The organism is Streptomyces sp. NPDC002577 (assembly GCF_053594815.1).
On sequence record NZ_JBSFWK010000030.1, the window covers coordinates 25556 to 40952 of the forward strand.

Below are 15397 nucleotides of genomic sequence, written 5' to 3' on the forward strand. Positions count from 1 at the left end.
CCCGTGTGGATCCGGGCGGCCGAGTGCGCGGATGGCGGTGGGCGGTATGCCTGAGCTGCCGGATGTCGAGGCGTTCCGGGAGGTTCTCGCGTCCTGCGCGCAGGGCAGGCGGATCGAGCGGGTCGAGGTGCGCGACGCGGGCGTCCTGCACGGGGTCAGCGTCCGGAGACTGCGCCGCGAGCTGGAAGGCCGGGCGTTCACCGAGCCCGAGCGGCACGGAAAGTGGCTGCTCGCCCGCACCGAGGGCGGGCCCACCGCCATGCTGCACTTCGGCATGACCGGGCAGCTGGTCTGCTGCGGCCCCGACGACCCGCCCCACCCCCATGACCGGGTGGTCTTCGCCGTGACCGGCGACCGCCGGCTCCGCTATCGCGACCAGCGCAAACTGCAGGGAGTGTGGCTGGCGGACGACTCCGGCGTGGCGGGCGTCCTGGACCGCCAGGGCCCCGACGCGCTGGCGGTGGACCGCAAGGGCTTCGACGCCGCGCTCTCCGGACGCCGCGGCCGCCTCAAGTCCGTCCTCACGGACCAGTCGGTCCTGGCCGGGCTCGGCAACCTGCTGGCCGACGAGATCCTGTGGCGTGCGCGGCTGCACCCCGCGGCGCGGGCCGGTGACCTCACCGACGCCGAGCGCGGCCGGCTGTACACGGAGATGCGCCGCACCCTGCGGTCGGCGATCCGTGCCGGCTGCGTACCGCCTCGCAGGTCCTGGCTGACCGGTCGCCGCGACGACCCCGGTGGGGCCTGCCCGCGATGCGGTGAGCCGCTGTGCCGTGATCGCATCGGCGGACGCGGCACTGTCTGGTGTCCGCGGTGCCAGCCGACTGCCTCCTGACCACTGCCCGCGTGCGGTCGGTCTTCGGGCCGCTGCCTACGTCCGGCGACGCCGCCGACGGCGGATGGCGCGCGTGACGATCGGCGGGAGGACGTCGGCGGCGATCCGGCGGGCAGATACGGACCGCCGGATCGCGGCGGCCGAAGGCGCGGCGGCGGCCACCGCCGCGGAGGAACCGGCGGTGGGGGACGTCGCGGCACCCGCCGCAGGTGTGGCGGCCTCCTCGGCGTGCCGTGGCTCGTGCGCGTGGCGGGACCGAGGTGCGGCCGGGTTCGGCGGGCGGCCCGAGAAACGCAGGACATGCTGCCCGGCGATCTGCTGCCGGCTCATGCTGATCCCGGCGCGCCACTCCGTGTCACCGAGCAGCTCCTGCAGAAACGGCTCCGGGTCGCCCCACGTGCCGTACAGCTTCTGCGTGGTGAGACAGACGGGGCGCAGCCCGCGGTTGAAGACGGCCTCCCAGGCGGCAGCGGCCACGCCAGGGGTGTGCTCGGAGCGGAAGTCGTCGAGGACGACCACGCCGTTCGGCAGCAGGACCCTCCGGGCGGTGCCGATGTCCATCGCCACGTGCTCGTACAGATGCGATGCGTCCACATGGACGAACCTGCAGGTGTTCTCGCCGACCACTCCGGGGACCAGCGACGTGGGGCCCTGCACGACCTCCGGCAGCCGGTCGTGGAACGCCAGGTAGTTCTGCTCGAAGGCGGCACGGGTCAGGGTCGCGTACGACTTGCGGGCCTCCACCGCGTTGTCGGTGTCCGGCGCGTCGTCGGCATCGAAGAGGTCGCAGACCGTGAAGCGCTCGCCGGGCCGCAGATAGCTCCCGGTGAAGATGGCGCTCTTGCCCATGTAGGCGCCCATCTCCAGCAGGTCCCCGCGCTCCCCGAGCCGCTCCTGGCGGGAGAGGAAGCGGTCGAAGAGCACCTGGTCCAGGCTCGGGAACCAGCCCTTCACCTCGCCGAGGCTGCGGGGCCGCTGTACGGGGCGGGACGCGGAGGTTTCCGTCATGGGCCGCCACGTTAGGGGGCCGAAGGCAAAGCTCGGCGGTCATTCCTGTGACGGTTCTGTGACCCGGCTTTGCACGTCCGGCTCTCGGCGTACGGCTGCGCGTACGCCGAGAGCCGTCCCCTCCTGCTGGTGTGGTTCGTGAGCTGACTACCGGGCCGTGCCGAAGTCCTGGGTCCAGTAGTCGTTGGGCTCCGCGAGACCGACGCCGATCTCCTTGAAGGAGCAGTTGAGGATGTTGGCCTTGTGGCCGGGGCTGGACATCCAGCCCTCCATGACCTGCTCGGGGGTGGAGTAGCCGTACGCGACGTTCTCGCCGTAGGTGCTCCAGGTGTAGCCGGCCTGTGTGATCCGCTGGCCCGGGTCGGAGCCGTCGGATCCGGTGTGCGACATGTTCTGGTGGGAGGCCATGTCGTCGCTGTGCGCCTGAGCGGCCTTGGTCAGGGTCGCGTTCAGGGTCAGGGGCGAGCATCCGGCCTTGCTGCGCTCGTTGTTGACGAGTTCCACGATGCGGGCGGCCACATCGGACGCCGATGCGGTGGTCTTCGTGGTGCTCGTCGGCGTCGTGGCCGTGGACTTGGGAGCGGAGGTCGTCGTAGCGCTGGGCGTGCCGGACTCCGTGGTGGTTTCGGCCTTGGACGCGGTGGTCTTCAACGCGGTCGGAGACGCCGTGGCCGTGGACTTCGGAGCGGAGGTCTTCGGAGCGGAGTTCGCGGTGCTCGGAGACGTGGTGCTCGGAGACGCGGTGGAGGTCTTCGGCGCCGCCGAAGAGGGCTCGCGGTCCCAGGAGCGCGCCCAGCGCTCCCAGTCGGCGTCCGTCCACCGTTGCTGGAAGAAGGTGGTGTTCCCAGCGCTGTAGTTCTGGCTGTCACTGCCGCTGCCGTCCGGCCACTGGTTGCAGGCCATGGCGACGGACGGCACGCCCACGACGCCTACGGCCACGGCAGCGACGGTTATCCGCCGGTAGTGGTTCTTCTTGCGGTGCTTCCCCATGGATGACCTCACTCGGTAATCGCAAAGCGCCCCTTGTGCGGCTGGTGCTCTGCGCAGACTCCGCTCCTGAGCTGCGGAGACGTACTGCGGACCGCCATTCTTAAAACCGCCGCCAATACAGGGCAAAGGGCCCTCGTACTACCTCGCCTCGTAGCCTGAGACGACCCTTGCCATGGGCCTGCGAGCGTGCTGCCCGGGATTGTGGACTCTTCCGGGAATACTGGCGGTCCGTCAGAAAGCCTTTATGCGCCGTGAACGGGGGCAGGGGCCGAGGAGTGGAATGCCGGAAAGCGCGGCGAGATGTCCCCCCTGTATCAAGACGGACAAATCCCATATGTCGCCAGAACGGCATCTACTATTCGGCCCGCTTAGTGCTGGAGGCCATATGACGGATGTCACGGAACCGCAGGCTCCGCTTAGGCGTACTCCGCTCCGATGCCCCCCGCCGGGGCCGCCGCGTGCCGAGTGACCTTGCTGGCGCGCTGGTCCCGGCGCAGGCTGGTGACATGGGTGCTGAAAGCGGCCCTACGCTCATCTCGTCCGTGCAGCGGGCCTTCCGGTTGCTGGAGGTGGTCGGCGCGCACGAGGGCGGCGCACCGGCCAAGCAGCTGGCGCGCGAGACCGGCCTGCCCATCGCCACGACCTATCACCTGCTGCGCACGCTGATGCACGACGGGTATGTCCAGAAGCTCGACGACGGCGGGTTCGTGCTCGGGGACAGGCTGCGCGGGCTGCAGACGGGAAGCCGCGGCCAGGCGCTGCTCAGCCGTATCCGCCCGACCCTCGCCGCGCTGCGGGACGAGGTGTCGGCCGCCGCCTACCTGACCTTCTACGAGGAGGGCGAGATCCGCGTCGCCGAGATCGTCGACAGCCCGAGGGCGCCACGGGTCGACCTCTGGGTCGGTTTCGAGGACGCGGGCCACGCCACCGCGCTGGGCAAGACCATCCTGCGGGAGCTGGACGGCGAGTCCCGCAACGACTACCTGGCGCGGCACCCGCTGGCCGACCTCACGCCGCGCACCATCACCCAGCCCGCCGAGCTGCTGCGCAGGCTCGAATCGGACGCGGCCGCCCCCGCCGTCCTGGATCTGGAGGAGTACTCCCTCGGCACGGTCTGCATCGCGGTGCCGGTCTACAGCGGGGACAAGCTGGGCTCGCTCGGCGTCTCCCTGCGGGCGGACCGGCTCGCGCGCATCGACCGGGTCCGGGAGCGCCTGATCCCGGCAGCGGGACGAGTGACCCGGGGCCTGTCGCTCACTATCTGAAAAATCCCCGCTTGAGGCAGGGGACGAAGACCCTGTTCTCTGGATGAAACGGACATTCATGTATCCCGTCGCCCGGGGCGGACGGCGTACGGCATGGATTCCGTCGGGTGCGGCAGTCCAGCAGGTGACGATCTTCGGAGAGGTATGAGGCAGGCGGATCATCAGCGTGATCGTCGGCGGCCGGTGCGGCGGTTCACGAAGTGGCTGACCAGTGGCGGGTGGCCGACGGACGGCGGGCGGACCAGCGGCTTCGAGGGCCGCTGCCGGCCACTCGTCGCTGCCGGCGCACCCGCGCTGATCGTCTTCGGCGTCATGATCCTCGCCTTCGTCGGCGGAGCGAGGCTGTGGCTGCCCCTCCTCCCCGTCGGCCCCGCGCTCGCCGCCGCCACCAGCAGGCCGCGGGCCGTCCTGTTCGTCGGATTCCTCGCCTCCGCCCTCGGCGCCCTGCTGGGAACCGTGGACGGCATGTCCAACGGCGTCCTGGCGATCGTGCTGGCCACCGTGGTGGCCGTGACGCTGGCGAGCGCCCTGGCCAGCGCTCTGCGCGGACGGCGTGAACGCGTCCTGGCAGCGGTGCGGTCGGTCGCCGAGGCCGCCCAGCACGCCCTGCTGAAGCCCGTGCCGGCGGCTGTCGGCCCGTTCCAGGTGGCGGTCCGCTACAGCGCCGCCGCGGCGGAGGCCCGGATCGGCGGCGACCTCTACGCGCTGGTGCCCACCCCGTACGGGGTCCGGCTGATCGTCGGCGATGTGCGCGGCAAGGGGCTGCCCGCGGTGAGCACCGCCGCCCTGGTGCTGGGCGTCTTCCGCGAGGCGGCGTACGACGAACCCGACCTCCTGGACGTCGTCGCCAGGATCGAGCGGAGCCTGGCGCGCAACCTCGCGGCCGACGACTTCGTCACCGCGGTGGTCGCGGGGTACCCGAGGGGCGGGCGCATGGAGGTGGTGAACTGCGGGCACGCTCCGCCGCTGCTGGTACGCGACGGCGAGGTCACGCCCGTCGAGCCGACCCGTCCGGCCCCGCCGCTGGGTCTCGGCGCCCTCGGCGGGGACACCCCGGCCCTCCACGTGCTGCCCTTCGACGACGGAGACCAGCTGCTCCTCTACACCGACGGGGTCACCGAGGCCCGCGACCGCGGCCGCGAGTTCTATCCGCTCACGGAGCGGCTCGCCCGGCACGTCTCCGACGATCCCTCCCGCACCGTCGCGGCCCTCCATGAGGAACTGCTGACGCATGTGGGCGGCCGGCTGCACGACGACGCGGCGCTGATCATGCTGCGGAAGCCGGTGGAGTTGGCATGCCGGGCCGGGTCGGCAGCGACCGGCGACGAGACCGCGGGCGCATCGGGAACAGCGGGCGTCGGCCGGCCCAGGGACGGTGTCGGATACGGCGCCGGGTACGGCCTCGGCGGCCCCAGGGACGCCGCGGACGCCGTCGGCTACGAGACGGGGCTCGGACCCATGGACTTCAGCGCGGGGCCCGCTGCCGGATTCGGCGCGAGGGGAGCAGGGTCCGCCGGATTCAGGGTGCGGGCCACCGAGGGCGGTGCCGCATGCCAGTCGCCGCCGACTCGGACGCGGCGTACGCGTTGTTGAGGGCGCTGGGGGTCAACCGCACAGACGGGCGAACGCCAGAGGGCCGGACCACTGATGTGGTCCGGCCCTCTGGGCTGGCGGAGGATACGAGATTCGAACTCGTGAGGGGTTGCCCCCAACACGCTTTCCAAGCGTGCGCCCTAGGCCTCTAGGCGAATCCTCCGCCGGAAACATTACATGACGGCGGGGAGTGCTCGCGAACTCGTTCGTGCCGCTCGAATCGGGTACCCTGTGCAGAGCCCCTCACGTGGCGCTATCTGACTGAACTCCCCCAGGGCCGGAAGGCAGCAAGGGTAGGTCGGCTCTGGCGGGTGCGTGAGGGGCGCTTTGCGTACGAGGCAGGTGACTCCTCGTGACGCGGGCCGAAGGGGCTTCGAAGCCGTCCGCTCGGCCGTCCGTCTGTACGGGCCTTGAGGGCGCCCGAGTGCAGAACCGCGTGCACAACCGCATGCAGTCCGTGTTGTCGGTGGGCGCCTATAACCTCGTATGCGTGTCGTCTCTCGCGCTGTACCGCCGCTATCGCCCGGAGTCGTTCGCCGAGGTCATCGGGCAGGAGCATGTCACCGGCCCGCTGCAGCAGGCGCTGCGGAACAACCGGGTCAATCACGCGTACCTGTTCAGCGGGCCGCGCGGCTGCGGCAAGACGACCAGTGCCCGGATCCTGGCGCGCTGTCTGAACTGCGAGCAGGGGCCCACGCCGACACCCTGCGGAGAGTGCCAGTCGTGCCGTGACCTGGCGCGGAACGGGCCCGGGTCCATCGATGTCATCGAGATCGACGCCGCTTCGCACGGTGGCGTGGACGACGCCCGTGACCTGCGAGAAAAGGCGTTCTTCGGGCCGGCCGCCAGCCGGTACAAGATCTACATCATCGACGAGGCGCACATGGTCACCTCGGCGGGGTTCAACGCCCTGCTGAAGGTGGTCGAGGAGCCGCCGGAGCATCTCAAGTTCATCTTCGCCACGACCGAGCCCGAGAAGGTCATCGGGACGATCCGCTCGAGGACGCACCACTACCCCTTCCGGCTCGTCCCGCCGGGGACCCTGCGGGACTATCTGGCCGAGGTCTGCGGGAAGGAGAACATCCCCGTCGAGGACGGGGTTGTCCCGCTCGTCGTGCGCGCCGGTGCCGGATCCGTGCGTGACTCCATGTCCGTCATGGACCAGCTGCTCGCCGGTGCCGGTGAGGAGGGTGTGACGTACGCCATGGCGACGGCCCTCCTCGGGTACACCGACGGGTCCCTGCTCGACTCGGTCGTCGACTCCTTCGCCTCCGGAGACGGCGCGGCGGCCTTCGAGGTCGTGGACCGCGTCATCGAGGGGGGCAACGACCCGCGGCGGTTCGCCGCCGACCTGCTGGAGCGGCTGCGCGACCTCGTCATCCTGGCCGCGGTGCCGGACGCCGCGGAGAAGGGTCTCATCGACGGCCCTGCCGACCTCGTGGAGCGGATGCAGGCGCAGGCCGGTGTCTTCGGTGGTGCCGAGCTCAGCCGTGCCGCCGACATCGTCAACGAGGGGCTCACGGAGATGCGCGGCGCGACATCGCCGCGCCTCCAGCTCGAGCTGATCTGCGCGCGCGTCCTGCTGCCCGCCGCGTACGACGACGAGCGTTCCGTCATGGCCCGCCTCGACCGGCTCGAGCGCGGAGGGAACTTCGTGCCGGGCGGGACCGGCCCCGCGATGGGGTACGTTCCCGGGCCCGACGCCCACGCCCCGATGCCGCCGGCCGGCGGACCGGTTGCTCCCGGCGGGGGACCCGCGGCTGCCCGCGCGGCGGTGCGCGGGGGTGCCGGTGGAGAGGTGGTCCAGCAGCAGGCCTCTCCGGCTCCCGCGGTCGCGCCAGGAGCCCCGCAGGCCAACGTTGCGCAGGGCGCCGCCGCCCCCATAGGCGCGTCGGCACCCGTTGGTACGCCGGCAGCTCAGCAGGATGCTTCCGCGCCCCGATCCCAGACCCCCGCACAGAATCCGGTGGAGGCCCCTTCCGGGCCCGCCCCCGGGGCCTGGCCGACAGCGGCAGGTGCCGGATCAAGCACCGGATCAGGTGCTGGATCAGGTGCTGGATCGGGCACCACCGGGCGGCGCCCCGGCGGCTGGCCCACGGCGGCAGCGGCGGGCGGCGGGACCCCGGCGGCAGCCACCCCGTCCGGCGGCCCGTCCGCCCAGTCCGGTCCTCAGCCGGCTGCTGCTTCGGAGCGGCCGCCGCAGTCGCCGCCGACATCGCCCGTGCAGCCCGCCTCCGGCGGTCTCGACCCGCGCGTCCTGTGGCCGAACATCCTCGAGGCCGTCAAGAACCGCAGGCGCTTCACCTGGATCCTGCTCAGCCAGAACGCGCAGGTCGCAGGGTTCGACGGGACGACCCTTCAGCTCGGCTTCGTCAATGCCGGTGCCCGTGACAACTTCGCGAGCAGCGGCAGCGAGGACGTACTGCGTCAGGCACTGGCCGAGCAGTTCAACGTCCAGTGGAAGGTCGAGGCGATCGTCGACCCGTCGGGCGGTGGCGCCGCCGCGTCGCCATCCGCTTCCGGCGGGTTCAACAGCGGCTTCGGCGGGAGTGGGGGTGGTGCTGGACCGGCCGCGCCGCGTCCGGCCGCGCAGCAGCCGTCGGCATCGCCCTCACGGCCCGCCGCTTCGTCGGCCCCGACGCCCGCTCCTTCCCCGTCGACCGCCCCCTCGGTACGGCCCCCGCAGTCGCCGCCTCCGGAGCCGGAGCCCCGCGAGCCGGAGCGACCCCATGTCGCCCCGGAGGACGACACCCCCGAGGCCGACGACCCTGATCTGGACGAGTCGGCCCTCTCCGGCCACGACCTGATCGTCCGGGAACTGGGCGCTACGGTCGTGGAGGAGTACTCGAACGAGTAGGGCGGCGGCCACGGCCTGCAGACGGCCCGAGGCCCGAGCCGTGCCACGCACGCGTCCGGGGCCGGTGCTGTGCCGCCGCACGCGTCCGGGGCCGGTGTCACCCCACGCCCGCGCGTGCCTCTTCAGAGGAACGCACGAATGCCTGCCGCCCCGGCCTTCGGAAGCCCGTACAAGCGCATGCGCCGACGGCGGTTAGGCTGGCTGCCGTGAAGGTCCTCGTCATCGGCAGCGGCGCCCGCGAACACGCCCTGTGCCGCTCTCTGTCCCTCGACCCCGACGTCTCCGCCCTGCACTGCGCTCCCGGTAACGCCGGCATCGCCGACGTGGCCGAGCTGCACGCGGTCGACGCCCTCGACGGCGCGGCCGTGGCCGCCCTGGCCACGGAGCTCGGGGCCGACCTCGTCGTGGTCGGCCCCGAGGCGCCGCTCGTCGCCGGCGTCGCAGACGCCGTGCGCGAGGCGGGCATCCCCTGCTTCGGCCCGTCGAAGGAGGCCGCGCAGCTGGAGGGGTCCAAGGCCTTCGCCAAGGACGTCATGGCCGGGGCCGGAGTCCCGACCGCCCGCAGCTACGTCTGCACCACTCCGGACGAGGTGGACCAGGCGCTCGACGCGTTCGGCGCGCCGTACGTCGTCAAGGACGACGGCCTCGCCGCGGGCAAGGGCGTCGTGGTCACGGGCCACCTCGAGGCAGCCAGGGCCCACGCGAACGCGTGCGACCGCGTGGTGATCGAGGAGTACCTCGACGGCCCCGAGGTCTCGCTCTTCGCGATCACCGACGGCACGACGGTCGTCCCGCTGCAGCCCGCGCAGGACTTCAAGCGCGCCCTCGACAACGACGAGGGTCCCAACACCGGCGGCATGGGCGCGTACTCGCCGCTGCCGTGGGCCGACCCCAAGCTGGTCGACGAGGTGCTCCAGACGGTCCTGCAGCCGACCGTCGACGAGCTGCGCCGGCGCGGCACGCCGTTCTCCGGCCTGCTCTACGCCGGTCTCGCCATCACCTCGCGCGGCGTACGGGTCATCGAGTTCAACGCCCGCTTCGGCGACCCCGAGACCCAGGTGGTGCTGGCCCGTCTGAAGACGCCGCTCGCCGGGGTGCTCCTCGCCGCCGCCAACGGCACGCTCGCCGACCTGGAGCCGCTGCGCTGGAGCGACGACGCCGCCGTGACCGTGGTCGTCGCCTCGCACAACTACCCGGGCACGCCGCGCACCGGTGACCCCATCGAGGGCCTCGACGAGGTGGCGGCGCAGGACGCTCCCCACGCGTACGTGCTGCATGCCGGTACGAAGCAGGACGGCCCCGCGGTCGTGAGCGCGGGCGGGCGCGTCCTGTCCGTGACGGCGACGGGCACGGACCTCACGCAGGCGCGCGAGCGCGCGTACTCGGCGCTGTCCCGCATCCGGCTGGAAGGCTCCCAGCACCGCACGGACATCGCGGCGAAGGCGGCGGCCGGGGACTGAGCCCCTCTCCGGCGGCCCGCAGGGCACCGGGGCCTCGGGGCCTCGGGGCCCGAACCTTCCCGACTGTCATCCACCTCTACCCAAAGCCCCTCCATCGAGTGAGCGCTGATCCATCCGGCTGACGCGCACGGAAGCCCCAACTAGGGTGCGGCGCAAGCATTCCGGCACTTGGCCCACCGGCATTGCGATGTCGGTGGCGGGTGCCACAGTGGGGGAGTGAGCAACGCCAAGGAAGTCCGACGGCGGTGGCTGGCACAGCACGCGCCGGCGGGCAGTAGGGGGTGACATCCGGTCGTGTCCGGTATGGCTGTGGAGGTGGGCGCGCAGTCCGCGCGCTCCCGGGCCCTCGCCGTGCTGCGTGTCCGCAGCAGGGCGCTGGCCGTCGCTCTGCTGCCCGCCGCAGTCGCCGTCGTACTGCTGGCGGGCGGTGCCACCGGGCACCTGGTCGGTCACGGCTGGGACACCGCCCGGTGGATCGTGACATTGCCCGCTGTGGTCGTGCTGCTCGCCGCCGCGGGTGTCGCCCTCGTCATCGCCCGCTCCAGACCGGCGGTCAGCCCCACCGTGTCCATCCCGGAGGCGTCGGCCCCCGATCTCTACCGGATGGTGCGGGACCTCGCGGACCGGCTCGACGTGCCCCCGCCCTCGGCGATAGCGCTGACCCCGGACTGCGACAGCTGGCTCGAGGACCGCACACACCCGGCGCACGGCCCGCCGACCGCCGCAGGCCGGGACGAGATACGCGGGCTGAGCGGCGCCATACGCGGGCTGACACGCGGCGTGCGGACGGTCCCCGCCCGTTCCCGCCGTGGCACGGCGGCACCCGTCCTGGTCATCGGATCCCCGTTCCTGTGGTGGATGCGCGTCGGTGAGCTGCGAGCCGTGCTCGCCCCTGTCGTCGCCGGTACCGGTCCTTCCGCGCACCCGGACATAGCCGCGGCCCGTCGCTTCGTACGAGGGCTGGACGCGGCGGTCGCGGTCACGTCCGTACCGGGGCGAGGGCCGCTGTCCCGGACGGTTCTTACGGGCATCGGCTGGGTCACCCGGTTTCTGCTGCGCAGCTGTCGCGCGCACGCCGCCGAGATGGAGCGGGGCGTCGCGGCAGCGGCCGCCGAACGTGCACAGGCTGTGGACTACGGCCTGCGGATCGTCGCTCAGGAGCAGGTGGGCCTGGCGTACGCCGGGTGGGACCGGTTGCTGACACGCGTCGCGCTTCCCGCATGGCGGATGGGGCGCTGGCCGTCCCGGCTCGACGCGGGCGTGGTGGCCGCCCTCACCGAGCTCTCACGCCGCGACCGCCTCGCCGAGGGCTTCGCCTCGCGGCTCGGGGAGCGGCCGGCCTGCGACCTCCTGGAGGAACCCGGCGTGGTCGACGAGGCGGCGTCGCTGCTCGCAGCCCGCCTCTTTCACGGCGGGCCCGCGGAGCCGGGCCCGGACTGGACACCTGTGAGCTGGCAGGAGTATCCGGACGAGGTCGTCGACCGCAAGTGGCGTACGGATGCGGCACGCCTGCATCGCGTACTGGACGCGCTCCGGCCTCTGCCACGCACGGCCGCCCATGCCGCGGCGCTCCACTCGGGGAGTCCGACCTTGGAGCGCGTGATGGACCACCTCGGCGTCCGCGACCCGGGCGCCTCCGAGGCCCCGGCGGGTTCGGCACCGATCGCGGCACCAGGCTCCGCCCCTTCGCCGGCTGACGCCATCGGCCAGGATGCGGATACCGCCATGGCCGACGGTGTCAGCATCACGCGCGGTGAACACGGCCGCGGCGAAGCCCTCGCTGCGGGCCTCAGCAGGGAGCTCGCCCGGGAGGAGTCCGCGTCCGCGCCGGATGCGCGGTCTGCTCCGGCGGATCGTTCCGGTGGTGCGGGAGGCGGCGATGCCCTGTGGGAGGACGGCATGCTGCCGCTCTTCCCGCCGCAGCCGCCGCGTACCGGGCGTGAGCTGCTCACCGACCATGTCACGGCGATGGTGTGCTGCGCCGCTGTGGACACCGCAGGGGCCGCTCCCGGCCTCGACTGGCTCGACGGCCCGGCGCTCATGGTCGGCGGCGAACGCGCGGCGGACCTAGCCCCGCTGGTTCTGAGATTGGTGGAAGACGGCGATCCGGAGCCGTTGCGAGGCTGGCTCGCGAGTCTCGGCGTCCGCCCCGAGAAACCGGTGCGACTGGTCTGACCTGTGCGTTCGGACGTCGGGCGACTGGCTTGGGCCGACGGCCGAAACATGCGGTACCGGTGTCATGGCACCCCGCCCTGGGGCGGCGGTAGCGGAGCCCGTCGATCCGGATCGAGTCAATTCACAACGAACGGTGACGGAGTGCGTGCGTAATGTGATGTGCTGGGGAGCGGCCGCTGATGCGCGGCCGCACGGCGTCGTATCCGAAAGTCTTCCGGGATGCCGCGCACGCAAGGACAAAGACTCCGGTACATGAGGGAGGGGAGCAGGCAATGGGGCCGGATCGCGGCGAGCAGGGCACACGGTCGGAGGAGACGGAGCAGCGGCCGGATCAGGCCGGACAACCGCAGCCGTCGGAACAGTCGCCGTCGACCGACCGGCCGGAGCCGGCGGCACAACGGCACCCGGCCGACCGGCCGCAGCCGGCCGTACGGCCACCGCTTGCGGATCCCGCGCAGGCAACCGGTACCGCCCAGCCCGCCGATCTCGCGCCGGCAACCGATCCCTCCCAATCGACAGAACCCTCCCAGCCGGCCGACCCGTCACAAGCAACTGGTCCCACGAAGCCGACCGGTTCCCCGTCGGGCCCGGCGCCGACCCCCGCGCCCCCGCCGCCGACCCCCGCGCCCCCGCCGCCGACGGCCACTCCCCAGCCCCTGACCGAGCCCCTGACGGCCGCCCCCCAGCCCGTGATCCGCCGCTGGGAGTCCGGTGCCCTCGCACATGCCGTGACCGACCCGTTCGGCCAGGGGCCCCTGCCCTGGCTCCGCGGCAGCGAGCACTACTTCGACGACACGGGGCACGTGGTCCCGTGGTACGTCGACCACGTACCGGCCCCCGGCGCCGCCAGGATCCCGGCGCCCCGTACGGGCGGCCCCCGTACCGCCGACGACGTGCACCGCCAGATCAAGGGGTTCACATCCACCGGTGCCGCCGCCCCCGGCGAGGCGATCGACTTCCACGTCACGGTCGACCCCCCGCAGCAGTTCAGCGTCGACATCTACCGGATCGGGCACTACGGAGGCGACGGCGCGGCGAAGATCACCACGAGCCCCCGTCTCTCCGGCATCGTCCAGCCGCCCCCGCTCACCGCCGACCGCACGGTCTCGTGTCACCACTGGTGGCTGTCCTGGCGTCTGCAGATCCCGTCGTACTGGAGCATCGGGGCGTACGTCGCCGTGCTGACCACCGCCGACGGCTACCGCTCCCACGTCCCCTTCACCGTCCGCGACCACCAGCCCGCCGATCTGCTGCTCCTCCTGCCCGACATCACCTGGCAGGCGTACAACCTCTACCCGGAGGACGGCCACACCGGCGCCAGCCTCTACCACGCATGGGACGAGCACGGCCGGCTGCTCGGCGAGAGCGAGGCCGCCGTCACGGTCTCCTTCGACCGCCCGTACGCGGGCGCGGGGCTCCCCCTGCACGTGGGCCACGCGTACGACTTCATCCGCTGGGCCGAGCGGTACGGATACGACCTCGCGTACGCCGACACCCGCGATCTGCACGCGGGCCGCGTCGACCCCACGCGCTACCGCGGCCTGGTCTTCCCAGGACACGACGAGTACTGGTCGGTCCCGATGCGCCGCGTCACCGAGCTCGCGCGCGAGCACGGCACGTCCCTCGTCTTCCTCTCCGCCAACACCATGTACTGGCAGGTGGAGCTCGGGCCGTCCCCGTCCGGTGCACCGGACCGACTGCTGACCTGCCGCAAGCGCAGGGGCCCGGGAAAGCCCGCGCTGTGGCGCGAGATCGACCGGCCCGAGCAGCAGCTGATGGGCATCCAGTACGCGGGCCGGGTGCCGGAGCCGCACCCCCTCGTCGTCCGCAACGCCGACCACTGGCTGTGGGAGTCGACCGGCGCGCACGAGGGCGACGAGATCGACGGCCTGGTCGCGGGCGAGGCCGACCGCTACTTCCCGCGCACCGCGCTCCCCGAGCACCAGCGGCGCATCCTGCTGGCCCACTCCCCGTACCGGGACGGTGAGGGCGTGCCGCGCCACCAGGAGACATCTCTGTACCGCGCCCCGTCCGGCGCGCTCGTCTTCGCGTCCGGCACCTTCGCCTGGTCCCCGGCGCTCGACCGCCCCGGCCACGTCGACGAACGCATCCAGCGAGCCACGGCCAACCTCCTGGACCGCATCTGCAAACGCGCCTGACCGTCAGCCGCAGCCACGCCTGACCGTCAGCCGCAAACACGCCTGACCGGACCTTCCTGCACGTGCCGCACTCGACCCTCGGCCCAGGCCGCGCCCCGCATACGGGAGAATCGAGGCAGGACTTTTGGACAGAACCACGCGGAGGAACCGTGTCCGGATTCGTTGAAAAGCCCGAACCCATCGAGGTTCCGGGCCTGGTACATCTGCACACGGGCAAGGTGCGCGACCTGTACCAGAACGAGGCGGGCGACCTCGTCATGGTCGCCAGCGACCGCCTCTCCGCGTATGACTGGGTGCTCCCCACGGAGATCCCCGAGAAGGGCCGCATCCTCACCCAGCTGTCGCTGTGGTGGTTCGAGCAGCTCGCCGACCTTGCCCCCAACCATGTGCTGAGCACCGAGCTGCCGCCGGGCGCCCCGGCCGAGTGGCAGGGCCGCACGCTCATCTGCAAGTCGCTGCGGATGGTCCCGGTCGAGTGCGTGGCCCGCGGCTATCTGACGGGTTCGGGGCTCGTCGAGTACGAGCAGTCGCGCACCGTGTGCGGTCTCGCGCTCCCCGAGGGCCTCGTCGACGGCTCGGAGCTGCCCGCGCCGATCTTCACGCCCGCCACCAAGGCAGAGGTCGGCGAGCACGACGAGAACGTGTCGTACGAGGAGGTCGCGCGCCAGGTCGGCGCCGACACCGCCGCCCAGCTGCGCCAGGTGACCCTCGCCGTGTACGCGCGCGCCCGTGACATCGCCCGGGAGCGCGGGATCATCCTCGCCGACACGAAGTTCGAGTTCGGCTTCGACGGCGAGACGCTCGTCCTCGCCGACGAGGTGCTGACCCCCGACTCCTCCCGCTTCTGGCCTGCCGACTCCTGGCAGCCGGGGCGCGCCCAGTCGTCGTACGACAAGCAGTACGTGCGGGACTGGCTGACGTCGGCCGAGTCCGGCTGGGACCGCAAGAGCGAGCAGCCGCCGCCGGCACTCCCGGAGCACGTGGTGGAGGCGACGCGGGCGAAGTACGCGGAGGCGTACGAGCTGCTGACCGGAGCCAGGTGGGTGTAGCCGACA

At 72.2% G+C, this 15397-nt stretch carries 9 protein-coding genes, 1 tRNA gene, 1 other RNA gene and 1 pseudogene; 9 read left to right on the forward strand and 3 right to left on the reverse strand.

Annotation, left to right across the window (positions count from 1 at the left end):
- Nucleotides 1–46: 46 nt before the first annotated feature.
- Nucleotides 47–835, forward strand: coding sequence for an Fpg/Nei family DNA glycosylase (locus ACWD4J_RS29460; RefSeq protein WP_451398484.1), 789 nt, complete (start codon nt 47–49; stop codon nt 833–835).
- A gap of 36 nt (nt 836–871) precedes the next feature.
- Here the strand turns inward: ACWD4J_RS29460 and ACWD4J_RS29465 are convergent, their stop codons facing one another.
- Both ACWD4J_RS29465 and ACWD4J_RS29470 read right to left on the reverse strand, forming a co-directional pair.
- Nucleotides 872–1843 (reverse strand): class I SAM-dependent methyltransferase, encoded by a 972-nt coding sequence (locus ACWD4J_RS29465; RefSeq protein WP_451398485.1) that lies wholly within the window; start codon nt 1841–1843, stop codon nt 872–874.
- Between the two features lie 147 nt (nt 1844–1990).
- Nucleotides 1991–2833: a CAP domain-containing protein gene (locus ACWD4J_RS29470; RefSeq protein ID WP_451398486.1), complete on the reverse strand. Its 843-nt coding sequence runs from the start codon at nt 2831–2833 to the stop codon at nt 1991–1993.
- A gap of 506 nt (nt 2834–3339) precedes the next feature.
- Here ACWD4J_RS29470 and ACWD4J_RS29475 point away from each other — a divergent pair.
- Both ACWD4J_RS29475 and ACWD4J_RS29480 read left to right on the forward strand, forming a co-directional pair.
- Entirely contained in the window at nt 3340–4098 is a 759-nt protein-coding gene (locus ACWD4J_RS29475; protein WP_451398487.1) for an IclR family transcriptional regulator, read from the forward strand.
- 312 nt (nt 4099–4410) lie between these two features.
- Nucleotides 4411–5382 (forward strand): annotated as a pseudogene (locus ACWD4J_RS29480) (PP2C family protein-serine/threonine phosphatase); the annotation flags it as partial.
- 384 nt (nt 5383–5766) lie between these two features.
- Here ACWD4J_RS29480 and ACWD4J_RS29485 read toward each other — a convergent pair.
- A tRNA-Ser gene (locus tag ACWD4J_RS29485) sits at nt 5767–5854 on the reverse strand.
- A gap of 72 nt (nt 5855–5926) precedes the next feature.
- On the opposite strand from ACWD4J_RS29485, the gene ffs reads away from it, so the two are divergent.
- The 6 genes from ffs (at nt 5927) to ACWD4J_RS29515 (ending at nt 15391) form a co-directional block, all read left to right on the forward strand.
- An RNA gene (gene ffs, locus ACWD4J_RS29490) (signal recognition particle sRNA small type) lies at nt 5927–6021 on the forward strand.
- A 160-nt stretch (nt 6022–6181) separates the two neighbouring features.
- Nucleotides 6182–8548 (forward strand): DNA polymerase III subunit gamma and tau, encoded by a 2367-nt coding sequence (locus tag ACWD4J_RS29495; RefSeq protein ID WP_451398488.1) that lies wholly within the window; start codon nt 6182–6184, stop codon nt 8546–8548.
- A 206-nt stretch (nt 8549–8754) separates the two neighbouring features.
- Nucleotides 8755–10008, forward strand: a complete 1254-nt coding sequence (purD, locus tag ACWD4J_RS29500) for a phosphoribosylamine--glycine ligase (RefSeq protein WP_451398489.1) — start codon at nt 8755–8757, stop codon at nt 10006–10008.
- A 303-nt stretch (nt 10009–10311) separates the two neighbouring features.
- Nucleotides 10312–12183, forward strand: a complete 1872-nt coding sequence (locus tag ACWD4J_RS29505; RefSeq protein WP_451398542.1) for a hypothetical protein — start codon at nt 10312–10314, stop codon at nt 12181–12183.
- A 689-nt stretch (nt 12184–12872) separates the two neighbouring features.
- Nucleotides 12873–14342: a N,N-dimethylformamidase beta subunit family domain-containing protein gene (locus tag ACWD4J_RS29510; RefSeq protein WP_451398490.1), complete on the forward strand. Its 1470-nt coding sequence runs from the start codon at nt 12873–12875 to the stop codon at nt 14340–14342.
- Nucleotides 14343–14491: 149 nt separating this feature from the next.
- Nucleotides 14492–15391, forward strand: coding sequence for a phosphoribosylaminoimidazolesuccinocarboxamide synthase (locus ACWD4J_RS29515; protein WP_451398491.1), 900 nt, complete (start codon nt 14492–14494; stop codon nt 15389–15391).
- Nucleotides 15392–15397: the final 6 nt, after the last annotated feature.